The 22,612-nt window shown below is 74.2% G+C and carries 19 protein-coding genes; 8 read left to right on the top strand and 11 right to left on the bottom strand.

Going from position 1 to position 22,612, the window contains the following annotated elements; translation table 11 throughout:
• Positions 1-115: 115 nt before the first annotated feature.
• Both ACZ4WV_RS21915 and ACZ4WV_RS21910 read left to right on the top strand, forming a co-directional pair.
• The gene (locus ACZ4WV_RS21915) at positions 116-1,291 is read left to right on the top strand and encodes an FAD-dependent monooxygenase (protein WP_465749159.1); all 1,176 of its coding nucleotides are present in this window, start codon (positions 116-118) and stop codon (positions 1,289-1,291) included.
• 52 nt (positions 1,292-1,343) lie between these two features.
• Complete coding sequence (locus ACZ4WV_RS21910; RefSeq protein WP_465749157.1) at positions 1,344-2,000, top strand: class I SAM-dependent methyltransferase; 657 nt, start codon at positions 1,344-1,346, stop codon at positions 1,998-2,000.
• Positions 2,001-2,007: 7 nt separating this feature from the next.
• Here ACZ4WV_RS21910 and ACZ4WV_RS21905 read toward each other — a convergent pair whose 3' ends face one another.
• Together ACZ4WV_RS21905 and ACZ4WV_RS21900 are read right to left on the bottom strand one after the other, a co-directional pair.
• On the bottom strand, positions 2,008-2,460 hold the full coding sequence (locus ACZ4WV_RS21905) for a hypothetical protein (RefSeq protein WP_465749155.1): 453 nt from the start codon (positions 2,458-2,460) through the stop codon (positions 2,008-2,010).
• 66 nt (positions 2,461-2,526) lie between these two features.
• Complete coding sequence (locus ACZ4WV_RS21900) at positions 2,527-3,039, bottom strand: MarR family winged helix-turn-helix transcriptional regulator (protein ID WP_465749153.1); 513 nt, start codon at positions 3,037-3,039, stop codon at positions 2,527-2,529.
• 128 nt (positions 3,040-3,167) lie between these two features.
• On the opposite strand from ACZ4WV_RS21900, the gene ACZ4WV_RS21895 reads away from it, so the two are divergent.
• Positions 3,168-4,202 carry an EamA family transporter gene (locus ACZ4WV_RS21895; protein ID WP_465749151.1) on the top strand — a complete coding sequence of 345 codons (1,035 nt, stop codon included), beginning with the start codon at positions 3,168-3,170 and terminating at the stop codon, positions 4,200-4,202.
• A gap of 1,045 nt (positions 4,203-5,247) precedes the next feature.
• Here the strand turns inward: ACZ4WV_RS21895 and ACZ4WV_RS21890 are convergent.
• Genes ACZ4WV_RS21890 through ACZ4WV_RS21880 form a run of 3 tightly spaced genes read right to left on the bottom strand, consistent with a single transcriptional unit; the run spans position 5,248 to position 8,536 of the window.
• Positions 5,248-6,273, bottom strand: a complete 1,026-nt coding sequence (locus ACZ4WV_RS21890; protein WP_465749219.1) for a TolB-like translocation protein — start codon at positions 6,271-6,273, stop codon at positions 5,248-5,250.
• Between the two features lie 2 nt (positions 6,274-6,275).
• Complete coding sequence (locus ACZ4WV_RS21885) at positions 6,276-7,595, bottom strand: MFS transporter (RefSeq protein WP_465749149.1); 1,320 nt, start codon at positions 7,593-7,595, stop codon at positions 6,276-6,278.
• Between the two features lie 5 nt (positions 7,596-7,600).
• Positions 7,601-8,536 (bottom strand): alkaline phosphatase family protein, encoded by a 936-nt coding sequence (locus ACZ4WV_RS21880; protein ID WP_465749147.1) that lies wholly within the window; start codon positions 8,534-8,536, stop codon positions 7,601-7,603.
• A 221-nt stretch (positions 8,537-8,757) separates the two neighbouring features.
• Between ACZ4WV_RS21880 and ACZ4WV_RS21875 the strand changes: the two genes are divergently transcribed.
• Both ACZ4WV_RS21875 and cobC read left to right on the top strand, forming a co-directional pair.
• On the top strand, positions 8,758-9,711 hold the full coding sequence (locus ACZ4WV_RS21875; RefSeq protein WP_465749145.1) for a cobalamin biosynthesis protein: 954 nt from the start codon (positions 8,758-8,760) through the stop codon (positions 9,709-9,711).
• Entirely contained in the window at positions 9,708-10,748 is a 1,041-nt protein-coding gene (gene cobC / locus ACZ4WV_RS21870) for an Rv2231c family pyridoxal phosphate-dependent protein CobC (protein ID WP_465749143.1), read from the top strand. Before ACZ4WV_RS21875 ends, cobC begins: the two co-directional genes overlap by 4 nt.
• Positions 10,749-11,008: 260 nt before the next feature.
• On the opposite strand, the gene glnII is transcribed toward cobC, so the two are convergent.
• From glnII to ACZ4WV_RS21850, 4 genes are all read right to left on the bottom strand, one after another.
• Entirely contained in the window at positions 11,009-12,031 is a 1,023-nt protein-coding gene (gene glnII / locus ACZ4WV_RS21865; protein ID WP_465749141.1) for a glutamine synthetase, read from the bottom strand.
• Between the two features lie 203 nt (positions 12,032-12,234).
• On the bottom strand, positions 12,235-13,296 hold the full coding sequence (locus tag ACZ4WV_RS21860; protein WP_465749139.1) for an SCO1860 family LAETG-anchored protein: 1,062 nt from the start codon (positions 13,294-13,296) through the stop codon (positions 12,235-12,237).
• Positions 13,297-13,422: 126 nt separating this feature from the next.
• Positions 13,423-14,100: a uracil-DNA glycosylase gene (locus ACZ4WV_RS21855; RefSeq protein ID WP_465749137.1), complete on the bottom strand. Its 678-nt coding sequence runs from the start codon at positions 14,098-14,100 to the stop codon at positions 13,423-13,425.
• Between the two features lie 136 nt (positions 14,101-14,236).
• Positions 14,237-15,328, bottom strand: coding sequence for an amidohydrolase family protein (locus ACZ4WV_RS21850; protein WP_465749135.1), 1,092 nt, complete (start codon positions 15,326-15,328; stop codon positions 14,237-14,239).
• A 110-nt stretch (positions 15,329-15,438) separates the two neighbouring features.
• On the opposite strand from ACZ4WV_RS21850, the gene ACZ4WV_RS21845 reads away from it, so the two are divergent.
• Complete coding sequence (locus tag ACZ4WV_RS21845) at positions 15,439-16,518, top strand: pyridoxal-phosphate-dependent aminotransferase family protein (protein ID WP_465749133.1); 1,080 nt, start codon at positions 15,439-15,441, stop codon at positions 16,516-16,518.
• A 105-nt stretch (positions 16,519-16,623) separates the two neighbouring features.
• Here ACZ4WV_RS21845 and ACZ4WV_RS21840 read toward each other — a convergent pair whose 3' ends face one another.
• Positions 16,624-18,264 carry an APC family permease gene (locus tag ACZ4WV_RS21840; protein ID WP_465749131.1) on the bottom strand — a complete coding sequence of 547 codons (1,641 nt, stop codon included), beginning with the start codon at positions 18,262-18,264 and terminating at the stop codon, positions 16,624-16,626.
• A gap of 326 nt (positions 18,265-18,590) precedes the next feature.
• Here ACZ4WV_RS21840 and tmpA point away from each other — a divergent pair, with 326 nt between their 5' ends.
• Positions 18,591-20,168 carry a 2-trimethylaminoethylphosphonate dioxygenase gene (gene tmpA / locus ACZ4WV_RS21835; RefSeq protein WP_465749129.1) on the top strand — a complete coding sequence of 526 codons (1,578 nt, stop codon included), beginning with the start codon at positions 18,591-18,593 and terminating at the stop codon, positions 20,166-20,168.
• A 134-nt stretch (positions 20,169-20,302) separates the two neighbouring features.
• On the opposite strand, the gene ACZ4WV_RS21830 is transcribed toward tmpA, so the two are convergent.
• Entirely contained in the window at positions 20,303-21,082 is a 780-nt protein-coding gene (locus ACZ4WV_RS21830; protein ID WP_465749127.1) for a GntR family transcriptional regulator, read from the bottom strand.
• A 358-nt stretch (positions 21,083-21,440) separates the two neighbouring features.
• Between ACZ4WV_RS21830 and ACZ4WV_RS21825 the strand changes: the two genes are divergently transcribed.
• The gene (locus ACZ4WV_RS21825; protein WP_465749125.1) at positions 21,441-22,610 is read left to right on the top strand and encodes an ABC transporter substrate-binding protein; all 1,170 of its coding nucleotides are present in this window, start codon (positions 21,441-21,443) and stop codon (positions 22,608-22,610) included.
• Positions 22,611-22,612 lie beyond the last annotated feature (2 nt).

Below are 22,612 nucleotides of genomic sequence, written 5' to 3'. Positions count from 1 at the left end.
CTCCCCCACCTCACGCCCCCCACTTCACTACAGCCGTAGTTTACCGGACACTACACATGTAGTACGGTGCTGGACAGCTGGCACTACATCTGTAGTGCGAGGAGAGGAGTCCCTCATGGATCTGCAGCAGGCGATCGTCATCGGCGGCGGCATCGGCGGCCTCACCGCCGCCCTCGCCCTCCACCGGCAGGGCATCCCGGTCACCGTCCACGAACGCGCCGGCTCCCTGGAACCCGTCGGCGCCGGACTCGCGCTCGCCCCCAACGCCCTGCGCGCCCTCGACCTGCTCGGCGTCGGCGCCCGACTGCGGGCGCTCGCCGCCCCGCACCCGGCCGTCGGCGTGCGCAACCCCTCCGGCCGCTGGCTCGCCCGCACCACCACCGCCGCCTTCGAGGCCCACTTCGGCGACCCGATCGCCGCCGTCGCCCGCGCCGACGTGATAGCCGCGCTGGTCGACGCCCTGCCGGAGGGCACCGTCCGCACCGCCTCCCCCGCCGCCCTGGTCACCCCCGGCGACACCGAGGAGCCCGCCGTCGTCCGCACCCCCGACGGCGAGCAGCCCGCCGGACTGGTCGTCGCCGCCGACGGCATCCGCTCCGCCACCCGCCGCCTGCTCTTCCCCCACCACCCCGGCCCGCGCTACAGCGGCTTCACCACCTGGCGCACCATCGTCTCCCCGGACCGCCGGCCGTCCGCCGCCGGCGAGATCTGGGGCCGCGGCCGGCTGGCCGGCATCGTCCCCCTCGCCGACGGCCGGGTCTACCTCTACTTCGCCGCGCTCAGCCCGGCCGACACCCGCGCGGCCGACGAACACGCCGAACTCCAGCGGCTGTTCGGCGACTGGTGCGCGCCCCTCCCCCAGCTGCTCGCCCTCGCCGAACCCGACCGGGTGCTGCGCAACGACGTCTGGGACCTCGCCGACCCGCTCCCCGCCCACCACCACGGCCGGGTCGCCCTCCTCGGCGACGCCGCCCACGCGATGTGCCCCTTCCAGGGCCAGGGCGCCTGCCAGGCCATCGAGGACGCCGTCGTCCTCGCCTCCCTCCTCACCCCCGCCTCCGACCTCGCCGCCCCGCTGCCCGCCTACACCGCCACCCGACTGCCCCGCACCACCGCCATCGTCACCGCATCCCGCCGCGTCGGCACCCTCGTCGCCGTCCGCACCCCCGCCGCCACCTTCCTGCGCGACACCGCCCTCACCCTCCTCGGCCTCCTCCCCACCCGCACGGTCCTCAGCCGCACCAACGCCACCTTCGACTGGCACCCCCCGGCGCTCGACACAGAGGCCTGAGCAAGGCCGCCGCCGGCCCCGGATGTCAGTGCCGGGCGGCAGGATGCGGGGCATGGGTGACTCCAGCCGGGCCATCGCGGCGTACTGGGACGCGGCCGCGTCGGCCTTCGATGACGAGCCGGATCACGGGCTGCGCGGGGAGGTGACGCGGGAGGCATGGGTGCGGCGGCTGCGGGGGTGGCTACCGGCGGTGCCGGGGGACGTGGTGGATGTGGGTTGTGGGACCGGGTCGTTGGCGGTGGTGGCCGCGGCGGACGGGCATCGGGTGACGGGGGTGGACCTGTCGCCGCGGATGGTGGGGCTGGCCCGGAGGAAGGCGGCGGCCGCCGGGGTGGCGGCGGGTTTCCTGGTGGGTGACGCCGGGGCGCCGCCGCTGCGGGCGGGCGGTTTCGACGTGCTGCTCTGCCGCCATCTGGTCTGGACGCTGCCCGAGCCGCGGCGGGCGCTGCGTGCCTGGGTGGAGCTGCTGCGCCCCGGCGGGCGGCTGGTGCTGGTCGAGGGGCGCTGGCGCGAGGCCGGGCAGGCCGTGACGCCGTACGTCGCCGGAGCGGGGCCCCTGCCCTGGGACGGGGGCGTCGGGGCGGAGCGGCTCTCGGCGGCGGTGCGCCCGTGGGCGGCCGAGCTGCGGGTGGAGCCGCTCAGCGGGGACGCCGACCTCTGGGGCGGGCCGGTGGACGACGAGCGCTACGCGCTGATCGCCCGGGTGTGACGGGATCTCACGCGCCGCCCCGGAAGGTCCCGCTGAGCGGGTCGCCGCAGAAGCAGGCCGCGCAGCGCAGCCGGGTGTAGATCGCCACCGCCCCCATGCACACGTCCTCCCGGCCGTCCAGCCGGGACGTGGAGGCAGCGGGCTTCCCGCAGTCCAGGCAGCGGCGGTGGGGGCGGGCGGCGACGGAGCAGGCGCGGCAGAGCAGGTGGGTGGGGTGCTCGGCGTGGACCAGGACGGGCTGCGGCCCGCCGTGGAGGAGGTGGTCGCACCAGGTGCAGGACTCGTCCTCCTGCGCCGCGAGCATCCTGGCGCGGGCCTCCTGTTGCCACTCGGCCGCCTGTTCCAGCGGGACCGTCACCGGCGGGCCCCAGCCGGCGGCGGCGAGCCACCGGGCCCCCTCGGCGCCGGCCGCCCGCAGCTGGTCGTCGACGGCGATCTCCCTGGGTGTCCTGCGGTTCATCGGTCTCCTCCGGTGTGTGCGCTACCGCAGGGTCAACGCGGCCGGGGAGCCGGTGGACACGAGGCGTCAGTCGAGGAGCCGTTCGGTGTCGCCGTGGGCGACGAGGAGCTTGTGCAGCAGGGCGTCGAGCTGGGCGCGCTCCTCGGGGTCGAGGGCGGTGAGGAGGCGTTCCTCGTTGCGGATGTGGCCGGGCAGGGCGGCGTCGATGAGCTCCTTGCCGGTCGGGGTGAGGCGGACCAGGACGGCACGGCGGTCGGTCGGGCAGGGGTTGCGTTCGACCAGGCCCTTCGCGCAGAGCTTGTCGACGCGGTTGGTGATCGCGCCGGATGTGACCATCGCGGACTTGAGCAGCGCGCGGGCGTTGAGCTCGTACGGTGCGCCGGAGCGCCGCAGGGTCGCCAGGACGTCGAACTCGGAGGAGTCGAGGCCGCAGGTGGCGAAGTACTCGCGCAGGGCGTTGTCGACCCGGACGTTGAGCCGGCGCAGCCGGCCGATCAGGGCCATCGCGTCGAGGGAGAGGTCGGGGCGGTTCCTGGCCCACTGTTCGGCGATGTCGTCCATGGTGTCGCGCTGGTTCATGCCTGCCGCCCTCTCTCGTCCTCGGTTCCCCCGGTCCCAGATACCTTAACATTCACATACTTGACGTTCGCCTATCCCGGGCGTAGGAATATCTCAACGTTCAGATAATCAACGTTGAGGAGAACGCCATGGACCGCAAGCGCGCAGCGATCGCCGCCACCGCCGCTCTCGCCCCGGCTGCCTGGGGCACCACCTACCTGGTCACCACCCAGCTGCTGCCCGAAGGCCGGCCGTTGCTGCTCGCCGCCCTGCGCGCGCTGCCGGTCGGGCTGCTCCTGCTGCTGATCGGCCGCAGACTGCCCAGGGGGCGCTGGTGGGGCCGGGCGGCGGTGCTCGGGATGCTCAACATCGGCCTGTTCTTCCCGCTGATGTTCGTCGGCGCCTACCGCCTACCTGGCGGCGTCGCGGCCACCCTCGGAGCGATCCAGCCACTGCTCGTCGCCGGCCTCTCGATCGGCGTGCTCGGCGTCCGGCCCGGACGGCGGGCCCTGCTCGCCGGGGTAGTTGGGGTCGGCGGGGTGGCGCTGCTGGTGCTGAAGAGCGGGGCCCGGTTGGACGGCGTGGGGATCGCGGCGATAGTCGCCGGGATCGTGCTGATGGCCATGGGCACCGTGCTGATCCGCCGGTGGGGCCGCCCCGAGGGGGCGACACTGCTCGACCTCACCGCCTGGCAGCTGCTCGCCGGGTCGGTCTTCCTGGTCCCGCTGGCGGCCCTGGTCGAGGGCGCACCGCCCGCCCTGAGCGCCACCAACCTGGCGGGCTTCGCCTACCTCGGGCTGTTCAGCACCGCCCTCGGGTACGTCCTGTGGTTCCGCGGCATCGAGCGCCTGGGAGCCGGGCCGGCGTCCTTCCTCGGGCTGATCAACCCGGTGGTGGCGACGGTCGGCGGCCTGGTGGTCCTCGGCCAGACGCTGACGGCCTGGCAGTGGCTCGGCCTGCTGCTGGCGCTCGGCGCGCTGCTGGTCGGCCAGTCCCCGAGCCGCCCGGCCGCCGCAGCGGTGGCGGCAGCCGGCCAGGCAGCGGGCCAGGCAGACGGGCGGACGGCGGGCCAGGCAGCCGGCCGGGTGGTCGCCCGGTCGACGGACCGGGCGGTCACGCCGCAGCCCGCGCCCACCCGCACGGCCAAGGCGCTGCGCGCCGCTCAGCCGGTGGCGCGGACGTAGATGTCGGCCGCGCCGGGCAGCCCGCCGGGTACGGCGACGACGTAGATCCGCCGGGCGCCGGCCGGGTGGGCGGGCTCGGCGGACGGAGTCCAGCCGGCGGTCGGGGTGGGCGTCCAGGTCGGCGTCGGATCCGGAGTCCGGGTCGGGGTCGAGGTCGGAGCAGGGGTCGGGGCCGGGGCCGGGCCGGGGTGGGATCGCCCGCCTCGGCCCCGGCCTCCGTTTCGGCGGAGGCGGCTCCGGGCTCGGCGTCCCCGTCGGCGTCGGGATCGGCGCCGGACCCGGAACCGGGACCAGCTCCGGCGTCGGCACCCTCGGCGCCCGCGGCGCCCTCGACACCCGCAGAGGCCGCGGCGACCGGAGCGGGAGCCGGCGCCGGGGCGGTCTCGGACGGGGACGCCCCGGCCGACGGCGTGGCGGGGGCGGGGGTGGAGACGGCGGCGGGGGCGGGGGCGGGCGCCGAGGGGAGCACCTCCGGCAGCTCCGGCGCCTCCGCCGGCTCGTCCCCGCCCAGCGCCGCCGCGAGGTCCGGCGGCAGCGGGGCGGCCGGCCCGGGCGCCGGCAGGTCGTACGTCTGCAGGAACTCGCCCAGCCCCGGGTCCTTGCCGCCGCCGAGCCGGTAGTGCAGGTAGGCGACCGGAGCGCCGTCCGACGTCCGGGTGTAGACCGTGCGGACCGGCAGGTAGTACCGGCCCGCGCCCGGGTGCTGGGACGGGTGGAGGCCGGCCAGGCGTTCGGCGCGGTCCCGGTCGGTGTCCCGGCCCGCCTGCCCTTCGGTGAGCGCGTTGACGCCGCGCACCACGAGGGCCGCGGCGACGGACACGCCGAGGACCAGTCCGACGGCGACGGTGCGCCGCAGGACCGGGCGGCCGTGCAGCGCGGGCCAGGAGTCGGCCACCGTCCGCTCTGGTGGGATGCCGTCCACGGTGTCTTGCTCCCCCGTCTCGATCACGACGCCCGGCCCGGATGTTCCCCCGGGACGAATCCCCCGGGGCGTTCGATCAGGACGTCACATTCCGCTCGACGTGGCACCGTAGCCCAGAGTTCCTCAGCCCAGGTAGGCGGGGGCGACCGCGGCCTTGGTGACGAGCCGCACGCTGCCGGAGCCGTCCGCCGGGACGCTCCAGAGGTCGGCCCCGTAGTCCCCGGGCAGGGCGTAGAGCAGGGTGCCGTCGTCGGACCAGAGCGCCTGGTCGTCGATGTTGCGCTGCTCGGCGGTGGCGGTCTCGGTCATCGTCCTCAGGTCGAGGACGTACAGCCGCCACGGGGAGTCGGCGGGCAGGCCGGGGACGCGCTTCTTGTACGCGACGCGGGTGCCGTCGGGGGAGAGCGAGGGGCACTCGACGTTGTCGTGCAGGGTGGTGAGGGTGCGGGCGGTGAGGTCGCCGCGGACGAGGTGGGTCTGCCCGGCGCTGGCCAGGGTGGCGTAGAAGGTGTCGTCGTCGGCGAAGGTGACGCCCCAGAGGTTGATGTCGTGGGCCTGGTACGGGTGGCCGTCCTTGATGACGGCGAAGTCCTCGAGGTTCTCCCGCAGGTTCCAGTCCCGCACGTCCACGATGGAGGAGCGGGTGGAGAAGTCGGTGCCCGCGTACGAGTCGCCGCTGACGAAGACCGTCCAGGCGACGAGGTGCCCGGACGGGGAGACCCGGGCGCGGGTGGGGATGCCGGCGGCGGGGAAGGAGCGCCGCTCGTGCAGGCGGTCGTCGAGCACGACGGCCCGGTAAGTGTCCTCCAGCGCCCCGTGCTGCGCCTGCAGGCAGATGCCGGTGCCGGCGGCGGCGTGGAAGCGCAGGCACTGGACGCCGGAGGCGGTGCGCGGGCCGTCCGGCCGGTCGGCGGGGACGGCGGTGATCTCGTCCCGGTGCGGGCCCCAGGCCATGTTGCGGAACAGCAACTGCCGTCCACTGCTCGGCACTTCCAGGGAGACGGCGCCAGGGCTGACGGCCGGCCCGTCGGCCTGGGCGCGGTCGCGCTCGGCGGTGCGGTCGGCCGCGTAGAGGACGGCCCCGGTGCCGACCGCGCCGAGCACCAGCACGGCGACCAGCAGCACGATCACTCTCGTGCGGTTCTTCAGGTTCACGGACTCTCCTCGACGGCGACGGGTTCCGACCGGTGCAGCACCGCCGCGGCGCCGCCCACGCACAGCGCCAGCGCCCCGGTGGACCACGCCAGCGCGCTCACGCCGCCCACCGCGCTCCACAGCGCGCCGAACAGCAGCGAGCAGGCGAAGCGGGCGAGCGCCTGCCCGGTGCCGACCAGGGCCAGTCCGGCGCCGCGCTGTTCGGCGGGCACCGCGTCGGCCGCGGCGGCGGCGAGCACTCCGTCGGTGGCGGCGTAGAAGGCGCCGTGCAGCACCAGTACGCAGATCACCGCGGGCAGCCCGCGCAGCGGCGACAGCAGCAGCCCGTACCCGAGCAGCAGCACGCCGTGCCCCAGCAGGAAGAGCCGTCGGCGGCCGATCCGGTCGGCGAGCGAGCCGAACGGGACGGCCAGCAGCAGGAAGGCGGCGGCGGTGCCGAGCGGCAGCAGCGGGAACAGGCTGACGGACAGGCCGAGCCGGCGTTGGATCAGCAGGTAGAGGAAGGAGTCGCTGACGGTGGTGAGCCCGAGCAGCACGGCGCACAGGGTGAGCCGGCGCAGGCCGGGCAGCCGCAGCAGGGTGAGGCTGTCGCGGAGCGAGGGCACGGAAACTGATGCTCCACCATCCTGTTGCCGGTTGGGCACGAACAGCAGCAGGATCAGGACGCCCAGCGCGGCGACGCAGGAGCTGACCGTGAACACCGCGTCGTAGCCGTGCCGTTCACCGCCGTCGGCGAGCAGCGGACCGCCGGCCAGGCGCAGCACCAGGAAGGCGGTGAGCGGGCCGAGCAGGGCGCCGGCCGTGTCCATCGCCCGGTGCACGCCGAACGCCCGGCCGCGGTGGGCGGGTTCGGTGGCGAGCGAGATCATCGCGTCCCGGGGCGCGGTGCGCAGGCCCTTGCCGGTGCGGTCGACGGCGATGACGGCGCCGATCAGCGGCACGGTGTGGACGAACAGCAGCAGCGGGCGGCACAGCGCGGACAGCCCGTAGCCGACGGCGGCGACGGCCTTGTGGCGGGCGGCTCCGTCGCGGCCGCGGCGGTCGGCGAGGTGGCCGCCGGCCAGCCGGACCAGGGCGCTGAAGCCGTTCTGGATGCCGTCGAGCAGCCCGAAGCCGAGTGGGGACAGGCCGAGCCCGGTGAGCAGGTAGAGCGGCAGGACGGCGTTGACCATCTCGGAGGAGACGTCGGTGACCATGCTGACGGCGCCGAGGACGAGGACCGTCCCCGGCACGGCGCGCAGGGGCGCACCCCGCCGCGCCTGGCCGGCGGCCGGCGCGACGGGGCCCTTCGAGCTGCGGGAGTCCGCGACGTACACGGGCGTCAGTTCCAGATGCCGGTGATGTCGGCGGCGCCGGCGGAGTTGCCGGCGTGGGCGTTGACCCCGGCCAGGTCCTCCAGGGTGTGCAGCACGTCGTAGTGGTTGTAGCGGGTGGCGGTGGAGCTGCCGGGGGTGACGTGGGCGCCGTAGACCAGGGTCGGGATGCGGTTGCCGGACAGCTTGTTGTCCTCGTCGAAGGTGACCACCAGCAGGCTGTTGTTGCTCTTGGCCCACTGGGCGTACCCGTCGAGGTTGCTCTGCAGCCAGGAGTCGCCGGTGCCCACCGAGCAGTCGTGCATGTCGTCGCACAGGTCCGGGACGACGAAGGAGACCTTGGGCAGGGTGCTGAAGTCGGTCGGGAACGCGTCCATGCCGTAGGCGGTCGAGGTGGGGACGTTGCCGAAACCGAACCACGGGTTGTGCTTCTGCGCGTAGTTGTCGACGCGGCAGTCGGTGGCGCCGGGGGCGGGCAGGCCCTCGTTGTAACTGGCCCAGCTCTGGCCCGCGTCGAGCAGCTCGGAGGCCAGGTTGGGCTGGTCCAGCGCGCCGACGTCCACGCAGCTGTCGTCGACGATGCCCTGCGAGCTGCCCGAGAACAGCATGTAGTAGTTGGGCTGGCTGGGGTGGGTGAGCGCGTAGGACTGGGTCAGCGTGGCGCCGCCGGCCGCCAGCGTGCGGTTGATGTACGGCGCGGCCGAGCTGCCGATGACCTGCGAGTAGGCGTGGTTCTCCAGCATCACCACGACGATGTGGTCGGGCGAGGGCAGGCCGGCCGCGGTGTCGGCGGCGGCGCTGTCGCCCGCGGCCCACAGGCCGAGCGAGCCGGCGACCAGGCCGAGGCCGCCGGCGAGGGCGGTGAACGGGCGGAGCGTGCGACGACGGGCGGGGCGAGGCTCGGCGGCGGGGGTACCGGGGGTGCGCAGTCGTGCGAAGACCATGGGGTCCTCCGGGGTCGGGGCTTCCGGGCAGGAGCGCCGAGAACAGTAGGATCGCGGCGTGTCGTGTACCGCACAAGGGAGGTGAAGAACAGGCGAACAGCTGCGACGCGGTCACCACACGCAGCAGCCGGCGCCGGCGGTGGATCTCACACGCGCCGCGATTGACCCGTTTCGGCCACCCGTGGTGGGATCACGGGGGCTTGGACGAAGGGGCACGGGACGTGATCGGACTGATCGCCGTCGGCGGTGCGGTCCGACCGCTCGCGGCCGATCTCCCGGTCCTGCGGGTCGTCGACCGGGACGACCGGGGCCACGGCGACGTCCTGGTGTTCCCCCGCACCCTGGTGGTCGGGATCGGCGCGGGCAGCGGCGCCGAACGGACCGAGGTGCTGCGGCTGCTGGCGGACACCCTGGCGGAGAACGGCCTCGCCCGCGCCTCGGTGGCCCGGCTGGCCACCGTGACCGGCAAGGCGGACCACCCGGCGGTGCGCTGGGCCGCGTCCCGCCTCACCGGGGTGGCCGTGGACGAGCACCCCGCGGAGCGGCTGGCGGCCGTCTCGGTGCCGAACCCGTCCCAGCTGGTCGGTACGGCCGTCGGCACGCCGAGCGTCGCCGAGGCGGCCGCGCTGGCCAGCGCGCCGGGCGGCCGCCTCGTGGTCGCCAAGCGGAAGTCGGCGACGGCGACGGTGGCGATCGCCCGGGCCGCGGTGCCCGGGCGGCTGGTCGTGATCGACCTCGGGCCAGGCTGGGCCGACCGGTTGGGACCGCGGGCACTGACGGAACTGCGCGCCGCCTCGGTGGTGGTGGGCCGGCCGGACGCGGTCGAGGCGGTAGCCGGACTGCTCCGCCCGACGCCGTGGCAGGCCGCCGCGACTGACCCCCGGACGGTGCCGAGCGCCGGCGGGTGGGCGGGGCCCTGGACCGGCGAGGCGGTGGACGGCACCGGAGCGGCGGTCGACCACCTCGGGGCGGCCGCCGAACTCGCCGCGCACGGCCACGCCGTCGTGCTGGTCACCCTCGGCGACGGCGCGGAGCCCGCAGTGCCACCCGGGCCGTACGACCTCCACCACGTACCCCCGCCGGCCACCGAAGCCGCTCGGCCAGCTCGACCGGCACGACCCTCCCGACCAGCTCGGCCAGCTCGCCCCGCCCGACCAGCAGGAGACCCCGCGTGACCACCACCGAACCCGACCTGCGCCACCACGGCGACGCCGAGGTCCGCGCCGACGGGCGCGCCCTGGTCGACCTCGCCGTCAACGTGCGCACCGGCACGCCCCCGGCCTGGCTCCGCGAGCACCTGGCCGCCACCCTGGGCGACCTCGCCGCCTACCCTGACCAGAGCGCCGCCCGCGCCGCGGTGGCCGCCCGGCACCGGCGCCCGGTCGACGAGGTGCTGCTCACCTCGGGAGCGGCGGAGGCCTTCGTCCTGCTCGCGCGCGTGGTGACGGCACGTCACATCGTGGTGGTGCACCCGCAGTTCACCGAGCCGGAGGCGGCACTGCGGGACGCCGGCCACCCCGTGCATCGGGTCCTGCTCACCGCCGAGGACGGCTTCCGGCTCGCCGCCGTCCCCGAGGAGGCGGACCTCGTCGTCCTCGGCAACCCGACCAACCCGACCTCGGTGCTGCACCCCGCCGAGGCCGTCGCCGCGCTCGCCCGGCCCGGACGCACCCTGGTGGTGGACGAAGCCTTCATGGACACCGTCCCGGGCGAGCGGGAGTCCCTGGCCTCGGTGCGGGGCCTGCCCGGCCGGGTCGTCGTCCTGCGCAGCCTCACCAAGACCTGGGGGCTGGCCGGGCTGCGGATCGGCTACGTGCTCGGCCCGGCACCGCTGATCGCCGAGCTCGGCGCCGCCCAGCCGCTCTGGCCGGTCTCCACCCCGGCGCTGGCCGCCGCCGAGATCTGCAGCGGCCCGGCGGCACTCGCCGAGGCGGAGCAGGCGGCCGCCGAACTGGCCCTGTGGCGCACGTACCTGGTGAAGGGCCTGGCGGCCTTCCCGGTGCTGCGGATCCACGGCGAACCGGCCGCCTCCTTCGTCCTGGTCCGGCTGCCGGGTGCGGCGACCGTACGCGAGCGGCTGCGCGAGCACGGCTTCGCCGTCCGGCGTGGGGACACCTTCCCCGGGCTGGGCGAGGACTGGCTGCGGATCGCCGTACGGGACGAGGAGACCACCGACCGCTTCCTCGAAGCCCTTGAGGCGGTGCTCAGTTAGGACGCGGGCAGCAGCCGGTGGGTGTCGTAGCCCTCGGGGCGGCGGGCCTTCGGCGCGGCATAGGGGTTGAGGGGTCCGTCCACGTCGAGCAGGAGCAGGGGCTGCTGGGTCATGCCGCGAATTGTCCGGCGGCCGCCGGTGATTGACCAGTGATTTGTAGGCTCCCGGCTGCCTCCCCCGGCGGCCGGGGAGCGGGGAACGCCCGCAGGCCCTCCCCGGGTGGGGAGGGCCTGCGGGCGTCGTGCGTACCGCGGGGCGGATCAGACCTGGCCGGCCTTCTCCAGGGCCTCGCAGCAGGTGTTGATCAGCAGGCGGGTGACGACGTAGGGGTCGACGTTGGCGTTCGGGCGTCGGTCCTCGATGTAGCCCTTCTTCTCCACCTCGACCTGCCACGGGATGCGCACGGAGGCACCGCGGTCGGAGACGCCGTAGCTGTAGACGTTCCACGGGGCGGTCTCGTGCTTGCCGGTCAGGCGGGACTGGATGTCGTCACCGTACTGGTTGACGTGCTCCAGCACCTTCTCCTGGGAGGCGCCGAGGGACTCGCAGGCGGTGATGATGGCGTCGTAGCCCTCGCGCATCGCCTTGGTGGAGAAGTTGGTGTGGGCACCCGCGCCGTTCCAGTCGCCCCGCACCGGCTTGGCGTCGAGGGTGGCGTCGATGCCGAACTCCTCGGCGGTGCGGTAGAGCAGGTAGCGGGCGATCCACAGGTCGTCGGAGACGGTCAGCGCGTCGACCGGGCCGATCTGGAACTCCCACTGGCCGGGCATGACCTCGGCGTTGATGCCGCAGATGGCCAGGCCGGCGTCGATGCAGCGGTCGAGGTGCAGCTCGACGATCTCGCGGCCGAAGACCTCCTCGGCGCCGACACCGCAGTAGTAGCCGCCCTGCGGGGCCGGGAAGCCGCCCTCGGGGAAGCCGAGCGGGCGGGAGCCCTTGAAGAAGGTGTACTCCTGCTCGATGCCGAAGATCGACTCCTGCGCGGCGTACTTCTCGGCGATCTCACGCAGCAGGGCGCGGGTGTTGGACTCGTGCGGGGTGCCGTCCGTCTCCAGGACCTCGCAGAGGACCAGGATGTTGTCGCCGCCGCGGATCGGGTCCGGAACGACCTTCACCGGCTCCAGCACGCGGTCCGAGGCGTGGCCCTCGGCCTGGTTGGTCGAGGAACCGTCGAAGCCCCAGGTCGGGATCTTGTCGGCGTTGGGCAGGACGCGAGTCTTGGAACGGAGCTTCGCGGTCGGCTTGGTGCCGTCGATCCAGATGTACTCGGCCTTGATAGCCACGGCGTGTCCCTCGCAATGCTGGGTGGTGGGTGCCCGCGTAGCGTCGCAAGGCGCCGTTTCCCGGTTGTTCCTCTCGTGTAACGCGCATGTGAACCAACCGTCCGCAGTGGCACGGTCACGGTGCGGGAGTGCCGGGTGCGGCACTCCCCCCGCCCGGGGTGCCGCCGGCCGGCGCTCCCGCACCGCCCGCAGGGCCGGGCGGCTCAGTGCCGACGGGCGTGCGCGGCCCGGCGGCGCCGGGTGGCCCAGAGCGCGGTGGCCCCGCCCGCGACCAGGGCGGCGGCCCCGGCGGCCAGCGGGCCGGTGGCGCTGCTGCCGCCGGTGGCGGCGAGCTTCCCGGGCTTCTCCACCCCCGCCTGCGGCACGGCGGCCCGCGCGGTCGCGGGGGTGGCGGCGGTGGTGCCGGTGGTGTCCGCCACCGGCTGGGCGGCGGGCGCGCTGCCGGACACCCCGGGGCCCGGGGTGCCGCCGGGGCCGGGGGTGCCGGGCTTCTCGCAGCTCACCGAGGCCACGGTGATCGTGCCGGTGACCTTGGCGACGTTCAGGTTGAGCGGGTTCACCTGCACCTGCACCTCCAGCGCCGAGGCGGCGGCGGTGGTCGTGGTGGTGGTCTTCTTGGAGAACTCCACCGACACGCTGCCGACCAGCGGCACGTCCACCTTGGTCGGGCCGTACAGCCCGACGGTGACCGGCTTGCCGAGCACGCTCAGCCGGGCGGGCGCGACCACGTTCGCGGTGGGCTGCCCGTCCACCGGGCAGGTCGCCTCCGCGCTCATCGCCTCCAGGCCGAGCAGCGCGGTGGCGGGCAGGCCGGGGGCGTGCACGTCGGCGTTGACCAGCTTGACGGAGGCGGCGGCGCCCTTGGCGTCGGCGCGGGTGACGGACGTGCCGATGTCGGCCTTGACGAGTTCGACCGGGCCGGCCTGGTCGACGCCGTCCACCTTGGCGGTCAGCACCGAGCCTCCCCCAGCCTCCGGCCGGGGGGACCCCCATCCTTGCGCCGGGGTCTCCACCTTGTTGAGGGAGATGTTCACCGGGACGTCCACGGCGTTGTTCAACAGCTTGACGTCCAGGTCGAGTTCGGCGGTCACGGCACGCGCCTTGCCCGGCGAGGGTGCGGCCGGGGGCTGAGTCGAGGCCGGGCCCGAGGCGGGGCTCGAAGCCGGGCTCGCAGGAGCGGCCTGGACGGGCCCGGCGGTGAGCAGCGCGCTCACCGCCACGGCGGCGGATGCGGAAACGATTCGGCGAGACGGCCGAGAAGACATGGCGGGACCCCCACACAGGCGGAACGATGAGCCGCCAGTCTTCTCAAACGATCCGTCATATGAGTCGCACGGAAGGTCATTTCACCCGTTGGAGTGAGATTGACGTTCCGCACTGACCGCGGTCTGCTACGGCAGCCGCCAGTCCACCGGCTGTGCCCCCTGCCGCACCAGCAGCTCGTTCGCCCGGCTGAACGGCCGCGAGCCGAAGAAGCCGCCATTCGCCGAGTACGGGCTCGGGTGCGCCGACTCGATCGCCGGGACCTCCCCGAGCAGCGGCCGCAGGTTGCGGGCGTCACGCCCCCACAGGATCGCCACCAGCGGCCCCCCGCGCGCCGCGAGCGCCCGGATCGCCTGCTCGGTGACCTCCTCCCAGCCCTTGCCCCGGTGCGCGGCCGGCTTGCGCGGCGCGGTGGTCAGCGCCCGGTTGAGCAGCAGCACGCCCTGCCGCGTCCACGGCGTCAGGTCGCCGTTGGACGGCTGCGGCAGGCCGAGGTCGTTGCCGTACTCCTGGAAGATGTTGATCAGGCTCGCCGGGATCGGCCGCACCTCCGGCCCGACCGAGAAGCTGAGCCCGACCGCATGACCGGGGGTCGGGTACGGGTCCTGCCCCACGATCAGCACCCGCACCTCGGCGAAGGGCTGCTGGAAGGCGCGCAGCACGTTCGGGCCGGAGGGCAGGTAGGTGCGGCCGGCGGCCAGTTCGGCGCGCAGGAAGTCGCCCATGGCGGCGATCCGCCCGGCGACCGGCTCCAGGGCGGTGGCCCAACCGGGCTCGACGATCTCGTTCAGTGGACGCGGTGCCATGGTCGCCACCCTATCGGCCTACACCGACGGCCCGTTCAGCGGTTGATCAGGTGATCGACCGCCGGACCGGTCCGGCCGGAGGGCGTCGCAGCGGTCCGGCCGGGGGCGCCGCAGCGGTCCGGCGAGGGCCCCGGGATCAGCCCACCGGCCGCCCCCGCAGCACCACCAGCCGCGGGTCCGCGAGCACCCGTACGTCCGCCCGGGGGTCCTCCCCGTACACCACGAAGTCCGCCGGGGCGCCCTCCTCGAGCCCTGGCCGTCCCAGCCACTGCCGCGCCCCCCAGCTCGCCGCCGACAGCGCCTCCGCCGGGCTCAGCCCGGCCTTCACCAGCTCCGCCACCTCGTCCGCGACCAGCCCGTGCGCGAGCGAGCCGCCCGCGTCCGTGCCGACGAACACCGGGATGCCCGCGTCGTGCGCGGCGCCCACCGTGTCGTAGCGGCGCTCGTGCAGCCGCCGCATGTGCGCCGCCCACGCCGGGAACTTCGCCTCGCCGCCGGCCGCCAGCCCCGGGAAGGTGGCGATATTGACCAGCGTCGGGACGATCGCGATCCCGCGCTCGACGAAGGCCGGGATCAGCTCCTCCGTCAGCCCGGTGGCGTGCTCGATGCAGTCGATCCCCGCCGCCAGCAGGTCCGGCAGCGACTCGGCCGCGAAGCAGTGTGCCGTCACCCGCGCGCCCTCCTCGTGCGCCGCGGCGATCGCCTCGGCCAGCGCGTCGCCGGGCCAGCAGGCGGTGAGGTCGCCGCGGTCGCGGTCGATCCAGTCGCCGACCAGCTTCACCCAGCCGTCCCCGCGCCGGGCCTCCGCCCGGACGTAGGCGGCGAGATCGCCGGGCTCGATCTCGTGCGCGTAGTTGCGGATGTAGCGGCGGGTGCGGGCGATGTGCCGGCCGGCGCGGATGATCCGGGGCAGGTCCTCGCGCTCGTCGATCCAGCGGGTGTCGGCGGCCGAGCCGGCGTCGCGGATCAGCAGGGTGCCGGCGTCACGGTCGGTGAGCGCCTGCTTCTCGCTGGTCGCGGCGTCCACGGCGCCGTGCGCGTCCAGTCCGACGTGGCAGTGCGCGTCCACCAGGCCGGGCAGCACGAAACCGGTCACCGTCCGGACGTCCCCGGCGGTCGGTGGGCGGGTGAAGCTCACCCGGCCGTCCACCACCCAGAGTTCGTCCCGGACCTCCTCCGGACCGACCAGCACCCGACCCCGCACGTGCAGCACCGCGCCATCGCTCATGGCCGCACTCTACCGACGGGCGGGTTCCGGGTAAGCAGCGAGAATGCGGCAGACTCGGAGCGCACCCACCGCCCCGCCCACCGTCCCCGAAGCGAAAGGCCGCCCAAGCCGTGAGCCCCTTCCTCGACCTCCCCCCGCTCAGCGCCGCCGGGTTCGCGGCGATCGAGGACCAGGTGGCCGCGCTGCTGCACACCGAGGCCGACGTGATCGTGACCCAGGGCGAGGCCCTGCTCCCGCTGGAGGCGGCGATCCGCGGCGCCGCGCACCCGGGCTCCACCGCGCTGAACATCGTCACCGGCCCGTACGGGCAGACCTTCGGCACCTGGCTGCGCTCCTGCGGCGCCACCGTCGTCGACCTCGCCGTCCCCTTCGACAGCGCGGTGAGCGCCGCGCAGGTGGCCGAGGCGCTGGACGCCCGCCCGGAGATCGACTTCGTCTCCCTGGTGCACGCCGAGGCCGCCACCGGCAACACCAACCCGGTCGCCGGGATCGCCGCCGTGGTCCGCGAGCACGGCGCCCTGCTGATGGTCGACGCGGTCGCCTCCGTCGCCGCCGAGCCGCTGCTCACCGACGAGTGGGGCATCGACCTGTGCGTGATCGGCGGCCAGAAGGCGATGGGCGGCCCGGCCGGGGTCTCCGCCGTCTCCGTCTCCGAGCGGGCCTGGGAGCGGATCGCCGCCAACCCGGCCGCCCCGCGCCGCTCCTACCTCTCGCTGCTCGACTGGAAGGAGCGGTGGACGGACGCCGGCCGCACCGTGCTGCCGCACGCCCCGGCCCAGTTGGAGATGCTGGCGCTCGGCGCCTGCCTGGACCGGATCGCCGCCGACGGCCTGCCCGCCGTGATCGCCCGGCACCGCGCCGCCTCCGCCGCCACCCGGGCCGGCGTCCGCGCCCTCGGCACCCTCACCCCGTACGTCCCCGAGGACGCCCACGCGGCCCCGGTCGCCACCACCGTGCGCACCCCGGCCGGCCTGCACGCCGCCGAACTCGCCGCCGCCCTCGACCCGGCGCTGCCCGTCCAGGCGGGCGGCGGCGCCCTGGCCGCCGAGATGCTGCGGATCAACCACTACGGCCCGGCGGCCTCGCTGGAGACCGTCCGCGCCTGCCTGGCCGCGCTCGCGACGGCCACGAAGGCGGAGGCCGAACCGGCCCTGGCGGCCGCCGAGGCCGCCTGGACGGCCACGGCCTAGGAAACGGCGACCACGGTCTAGGAAACGCCGGAACGGCCCCCGAACCGCTTCGGGGGCCGTTCCCTCGCTCCGCCGTGCGCTCGCTTCCCGTGCGCTCGACCGCGCTCAGTGCCCGCCCGCGTCCACCACCTCGACGCCCCGGATGTTCCGCTCGATCTCCTCCGTCGGCAGCGCGACCGCCAGCGCCCAGTAGTAGATCACCAGCGAGAACACCACCACGACCCCGATGTCCCACCACAGCGGCAGGTTCCCCTGGGCGCCCACCCCGAAGCTGCCCTGCCAGGAGATCACGCCCATGCCGATCAGGTAGACGGGCAGCCACTGCCCCGCCTTGAAGTCCATCCGCGGCGCGTTCGGCACGCCCCTCGACGCGGCGTACGCGGAGTACCCGCCGAGCAGCAGGTACCCGATGAGGATCGCCAGCCCGAGCCGCCACAGGGTGTCCCAGCCGGACCAGTAGATGACCAGGCCCGCCACCGCGAAGGCGGCCGGCGAGACGACCGTGCCGCCGGGCAGGTGGTACGAGCGCTCCATCTCCGGCAGCCGCCTGCGCAGCACGCCGAAGGCCAGCGGCGCGCCCGCGTACATCAGGACGACGGCCGAGGTGATGAACCCGACCAGCCGCTGCCAGCTCGGGAAGGGCAGGAAGCAGATCACCCCCGCGGCCCAGGCGATGAGCAGGCCCAGCCACGGCACCGAGTTGCGGTCGGTGAACTGCAGGGCCGGCGGCGCGTAGCCGTTGCGGCTGAGGCCGTAGGTGACCCGGGAGCTGGAGGTGATGTAGACCAGGCCGGTGCCGGCGGGCGAGATCACGGCGTCGATGAAGAGGACCGTCGCGAGCCAGCCCAGCCCGATCAGCGTCGCGAGTCCGGCGAACGGCCCGCTGATGCCGGGGTAGGTGAGCTTGCTCCAGCCGCCCGCGACGGTGTCCGGCGGCAGCGCGCCGATGAACACCACCTGGAGCATCAGGTAGACGATCGTGCCGATCACCACCGAGCCGAGCACCGCCCGGGGGATGTCCCGGCGGGGGTTGCGGCTCTCCCCCGCCCACTGGATCGCCTGCTCGAAGCCGAGCAGCGCGAAGATCACCCCGCTGGTGCTGATCGCCGTCAGCACGCCCTTGGCGCCGTCCGGCGCGAAGCCGTGCACGTCGAAGTTGGAGCCGTGGAACTCGGTGATCCCGAAGGCGAAGATGGTCAGGATCGGGATGGCGACCTTCCAGACGGTGGCCACGCTGTTGGTGTGCGCGAGCAGCCGGACCCCGAGGAAGTTGATCGCCACGAAGACGCCGAGCAGGACGGCCGCGACGACGAACCCGGCGCCGGTCAGCGTCAGGTTCTTGTTCAGCAGGCCGTCCGCCCAGCTCCAGTGCTGGGCGTAGTTGATCATCGCCTGGACCTCGATCGGCGCGATGGTCGCCGCCTGCAGCCAGGTGAACCAGCCGAAGGACATCCCCGCGAACCCGCCGAAGGCGTAGTGCGGGTAGCGCGCCGTGCCGCCCGCCACCGGGAACAGCCCGCCCAGCTCGGCGTGGATCAGCGCCAGCAGGATGATCGCCACCGCGCCGATCGCCCAGGACAGCATGGCCGCCGGACCGGCCGCCACCGCGGCCTTCTGCGCTCCGAACAGCCAGCCGGACCCGATGATCGCCCCCACCGAGGCCCACAGCAGCCCGGCGACCCCCACCTCCCGCCTGAGCCCGGTGTGCCCCGCGGGCGGCGGGGTCGTGGTACTGGGATGGGCCATGGCGCAGCTGCCTCTCAGTTCGGGGGAATCCCCCCGACGATGCCGCAGCCCGCCCGGCTCCCCACGCCGAAACGCGCCGGCCCCGGCGGCCCTCACCCGAACAGCGGCCCCGGACGGCCCAGGGCGGCACCTCGACGGGGAGGCGGGCGGCGCGGCCGCCGTCGCCGTCGTCGGGGACCGATCGTTTTTGGCCACGCCTCCCGGCACAGTTCCCGCAGCGTTCACCCGCTCGGCACGCACTCCTCACCGGGGGCAGGCAAGCTCCCGCCAAGCGAGTGGAGTTGGCTATACAACTTCACCCGGAGGAGCCCGTCGAGGAGGACCCCATGACCGAGCAACCGCCGCCCTACTGGCTGCGCGACAACTGCCCCTGCGCCGAGTGCCGGGACCCGCGCAACGGGCAGAAGCTGTTCCAGATCGACGACCTGCCGGACGACCTGGCGATCGCGGCGAGCGCGGAACTCGACGGGAACCTGGAGGTGCTCTGGTCGGACGGGCACCGCTCCCGCTACCCGCTCGGCTGGCTGCACCAGGAGGCCGGGGACGACGGGCGCACCGAGCAGGGCAAGCGGCTCTGGGCCGCCGCCGACTTCGCGCGCGGCATCCCCGAGGCCGACTGGCAGACCTACCTCACCGACCCGGCCGAGCAGGCCGCCGTCCTCGCCGCCGTCCGGCACAGCGGCTTCGCCGTGCTGCGCGGGGTGCCGGCGGTGGAGCGCCAGGTGCTCCGGGTGGCCGAGAGCTTCGGCTACGTCCGGGTCACCAACTACGGCGAACTGTTCGACGTCCGGGTCGAGCCGGATCCGAACAACCTCGCGTTCACCGACAAGGCGATCGCCCCGCACACCGACAACCCGTACCGCGACCCGGTGCCGACGCTCCAACTGCTGCACTGCCTGGAGAACTCGGCCACCGGCGGCGACTCCGGGCTCGTCGACGGCTTCAAGGCGGCGGCCCTGCTGCGCGCGGAGGCCCCCGAGGACTTCGCGGTGCTCACCCGCACGCCCGTCCCCTTCGTCTTCCGGGACCGCCGCACCGAGCTGCGCGCCGACCGTCCGCTGATCGAGGTCGACGCGCTCGGCCGGATCCGCGAGGTCCGCTTCAACAACCGCTCCATCGGCACCCTCCGCGGGGCCGGCCTGGAATCCTTCTACCGCGCCTACCGCCGCTTCGCCGCGATCACCCTGCGCCCGGAGCTCCAGCTCACCTTCCGCCTGGACGCCGGCGACTGCCTGGTCTTCGACAACACCCGCCTGCTGCACGCCCGTACCGCGTTCCAGCAGGACGGCCACCGGCACCTCCAGGGCTGCTACGCGGACCTCGACTCGCTCTCCTCCACCCTCGCCGTGCTGCACCGCCGCACCGCCGCGCTGGACGGGATCGCCGAGCTGTTCGCGGGCGAGGGCGCCGGGGAGTACCTCGGCGAGGCGGTGACCATGGCCGAGCACATGCTGCAGGCCGCCGCTGCCGCCGAGGCGGCCGGCGCGCCGGACCACCTGGTCGCCGCCGCCCTGCTGCACGACGTGGGCCACTTCCACGGCACGCTGCACGGCCGGGACCTGATGGGCGGCCGTGACAACCGGCACAGTGACACCGGCGCCGACTGGCTGGCCCGCTGGTTCGGCCCGGAGGTCACCGAGCCGGTCCGGCTGCACGTGGCCGCCAAGCGCTACCTGTGCGCGGTCGAGCCCGGCTACCGCGCCCGGCTCTCCGAGGCCTCCGAGTACACCCTGCGGGTCCAGGGCGGCCCGATGGACGAACGGGAGGCCGCCGCCTTCAACGAACTCCCGGGCGCGGCCGACGCGGTGGCGGTACGGCGCTGGGACGAGCAGGCCAAGGCGCCGGGCGCGTCGGTGCCGGGCTTCGAGCACTACCGGCCGCTGCTCGCCGCCCTCATGCGCTGAGCCGCACCGCCCGGGAGCCGGGCCCCGGGCTCAGGTTCTCGGGCCCCGGGTCCTGCTCCCGGCCGACCGAGCTCAGCCCGGCTCCCAGGACTCCCGAGCGAGCTCAGCCCAGCTCCGGGACTCCCGGCCGGAGCTCAGTCCAGTTCCCGGGCGTGCCGCGAAAGCGCCGAGGTGGCCAGCGAGTTGTGCACGCTGAAGGCCACCGTGCCGGGCAGGTAGCGGTCCTGGGACCACTCCACCGGCGTGCCGGTCGGGTCGGTGGTGCGCCGCCGCTCGCGCAGCAGCGGGCCGCCCCGGCGGCAGCCGAGCAGCCGGGCGTCCTCCGCGTTGGCGGCGACGATGTCGATGGTGTGGTCGGCGTCGGTGAACAGGATGCCGTGCTCGCGCAGCACTTCGGTGTGCGAGACCACGTCCGGCGGCAGCTCGGCGACGATCTCGCCGACCCGCGGCGGGTAGATGGTGCGCTCGACCATCACCGGCGTGCCGGAGAGCGTGCGCAGCCGGACCGTCACGTACACCTCCGCGCCCGGCTCCAGGCGGAGTTGCTCGCGCTCGGCGGCGTCGGCCGGGCGGCGCACCAGCGAGTCCAGGATGCCGCCGGGGTCCTCGCCCATCGAGTACGCCCAGTGGGTGAAGCTGAGCAGTTCGGAGAAGCTCTGCACCCGGGCGCCCCCGAGCACCACCCGGCGGGTGCCGCGGCGGGAGGTGACCAGCCCGTCCGAGCGCAGTACGGCGAGCGCCTGGCGGACGGTGCCGCGGGAGACCCCGTACTTCTCGGCCAGCGCGCCCTCGGCGGGCAGCCGGCCCGCCTCGCCGTACGCGCCGGTGGTGATGGCCTCGCGAAGATCGGCGGCGACCTTGCGGTACAGGGCGCCGGCAGCGCGCTCGACGGGGCGCCCGGGCTCTACTGCCACGTCACTCAATTGTCCCTCCAGGGGCGGTGTCCTGCGCAGCCGTACCGGCGCGGACAGCCCGACCTTACCCCGCTGCGCATTCAGAGCATCGCACCGAACGGATCATCCGCCGATGGCCGGATTCCACCGTTCCCGTAGCCGACCCCGGCTCTGAGCCGTCCGTTCACCTTCCCGTCACCGGACTCCGGCGTACTTACCCACGTCAGCAAAGTTGGCTAGTCAACTCGGACGGCTCCGACGTCGGTCGACCCGGGCGGTTCCGAACCGGCCGACTCCGGCGGCTCCCGGCCGCCACCCCCGCTGATCCCCCCCGATCAAGACACCCGTTCGCAGTTCCCCCTTCTCAGGAGACTGACCCGTGTCCGTGCACCGCGCCCGCACCGCCGCCTTCGCGGCCGTCCTGACCGCCGCCGCGCTGTCCCTCACCGCCTGCGGTTCCGCCGGCTCCTCCTCCGCGAAGTCCGGCGGCGACGCCGCGGGCGGCAAGAGCGCCAAGACCGCCACCTCCGTCGCCGACTTCGGCGGCATGGACGCCCTGGTCGCCGCCGCCAAGAAGGAGGGGAAGCTGCACGTCATCACGCTGCCGCGCGACTGGGCGAACTACGGCAAGCTGATGGACGACTTCAAGGCCAAGTACGGCATCGAGATCGAGGACGAGAACCCCGACGGTTCCAGCCAGGACGAGATCAACGCCGTCACCTCCCGCAAGGGCCAGGACCGCGCCCCCGACGTCGTCGACCTCGGCTCGGCCTTCGCGATCAGCGCCGGCAAGCAGGGCCTGCTGGCCCCCTACAAGGTGACCGACTTCGACAAGATCCCGGCCACCATGAAGGACGCCAACGGCCTGAGCTACAACGACTACGGCGGCTACATGTCGATCGGCTGCGACGCCAAGAAGGTGGCCGTCTGCCCGAAGACCTTCGCCGACCTGCTCAAGCCCGAGTACAAGGGCATGGTCGCCCTGAACGGCAACCCGACCAAGGCCGGTGCCGCCTTCGGCGCCGTCTACGCGGCCGCGCTCGCCAACGGCGGCTCGCTGGACAACATCCAGCCCGGCATCGACTTCTTCGGCAAGGTCAAGCAGGCCGGCAACTTCAACCCGGTCGAGGTCACCCCGGCGACCATCGAGAAGGGCGAGACCCCGATCAGCATCGACTGGTCGTACCTGAACGCCGGCTACAGCGACAAGTTCAAGGACAAGGGCATCGACTGGCAGGTGGCCATCCCCTCGGACGGCTCCTACGCCCAGTACTACAACCAGGCGATCAACAAGGACGCCGCGCACCCGGCCGCCGCGCGCCTGTGGGAGGAGTACCTGTACAGCGCCCAGGGCCAGAACGGCTTCCTCGGCGGCTACGCCACCCCGGCCCTGTTCGACTCGATGAAGGCCGCCGGCACCCTGGACGCCACCGCCGCCGCCAAGCTGCCGGCCGTCGAGAAGCCCTTCACCACCTTCCCGACCCAGGACCAGACGGACGCGGCCAAGAAGGTCGTGACCGAGAACTGGGCCAAGGCGATCGCGGGCTGACC

The organism is Kitasatospora sp. NPDC029312 (assembly GCF_055569215.1).
This window is presented reverse-complemented; position numbering and strand designations above follow the sequence as displayed.

What these genes read in the sequence shown, in the direction of transcription:
- ACZ4WV_RS21915 (WP_465749159.1), top strand. Translation starts at nt 116, where the DNA reads ATGGATCTGCAGCAGGCGATCGTCATCGGCGGCGGCATCGGCGGCCTC.
- ACZ4WV_RS21880 (WP_465749147.1), bottom strand. Translation starts at nt 8,536, where the DNA reads ATGGTCTTCGCACGACTGCGCACCCCCGGTACCCCCGCCGCCGAGCCT.
- tmpA (WP_465749129.1), top strand. Translation starts at nt 18,591, where the DNA reads ATGACCGAGCAACCGCCGCCCTACTGGCTGCGCGACAACTGCCCCTGC.
- ACZ4WV_RS21855 (WP_465749137.1), bottom strand. Translation starts at nt 14,100, where the DNA reads ATGGCACCGCGTCCACTGAACGAGATCGTCGAGCCCGGTTGGGCCACC.
- ACZ4WV_RS21895 (WP_465749151.1), top strand. Translation starts at nt 3,168, where the DNA reads ATGGACCGCAAGCGCGCAGCGATCGCCGCCACCGCCGCTCTCGCCCCG.
- ACZ4WV_RS21900 (WP_465749153.1), bottom strand. Translation starts at nt 3,039, where the DNA reads ATGAACCAGCGCGACACCATGGACGACATCGCCGAACAGTGGGCCAGG.
- ACZ4WV_RS21905 (WP_465749155.1), bottom strand. Translation starts at nt 2,460, where the DNA reads ATGAACCGCAGGACACCCAGGGAGATCGCCGTCGACGACCAGCTGCGG.
- ACZ4WV_RS21850 (WP_465749135.1), bottom strand. Translation starts at nt 15,328, where the DNA reads ATGAGCGATGGCGCGGTGCTGCACGTGCGGGGTCGGGTGCTGGTCGGT.
- ACZ4WV_RS21860 (WP_465749139.1), bottom strand. Translation starts at nt 13,296, where the DNA reads ATGTCTTCTCGGCCGTCTCGCCGAATCGTTTCCGCATCCGCCGCCGTG.
- ACZ4WV_RS21910 (WP_465749157.1), top strand. Translation starts at nt 1,344, where the DNA reads ATGGGTGACTCCAGCCGGGCCATCGCGGCGTACTGGGACGCGGCCGCG.
- ACZ4WV_RS21840 (WP_465749131.1), bottom strand. Translation starts at nt 18,264, where the DNA reads ATGGCCCATCCCAGTACCACGACCCCGCCGCCCGCGGGGCACACCGGG.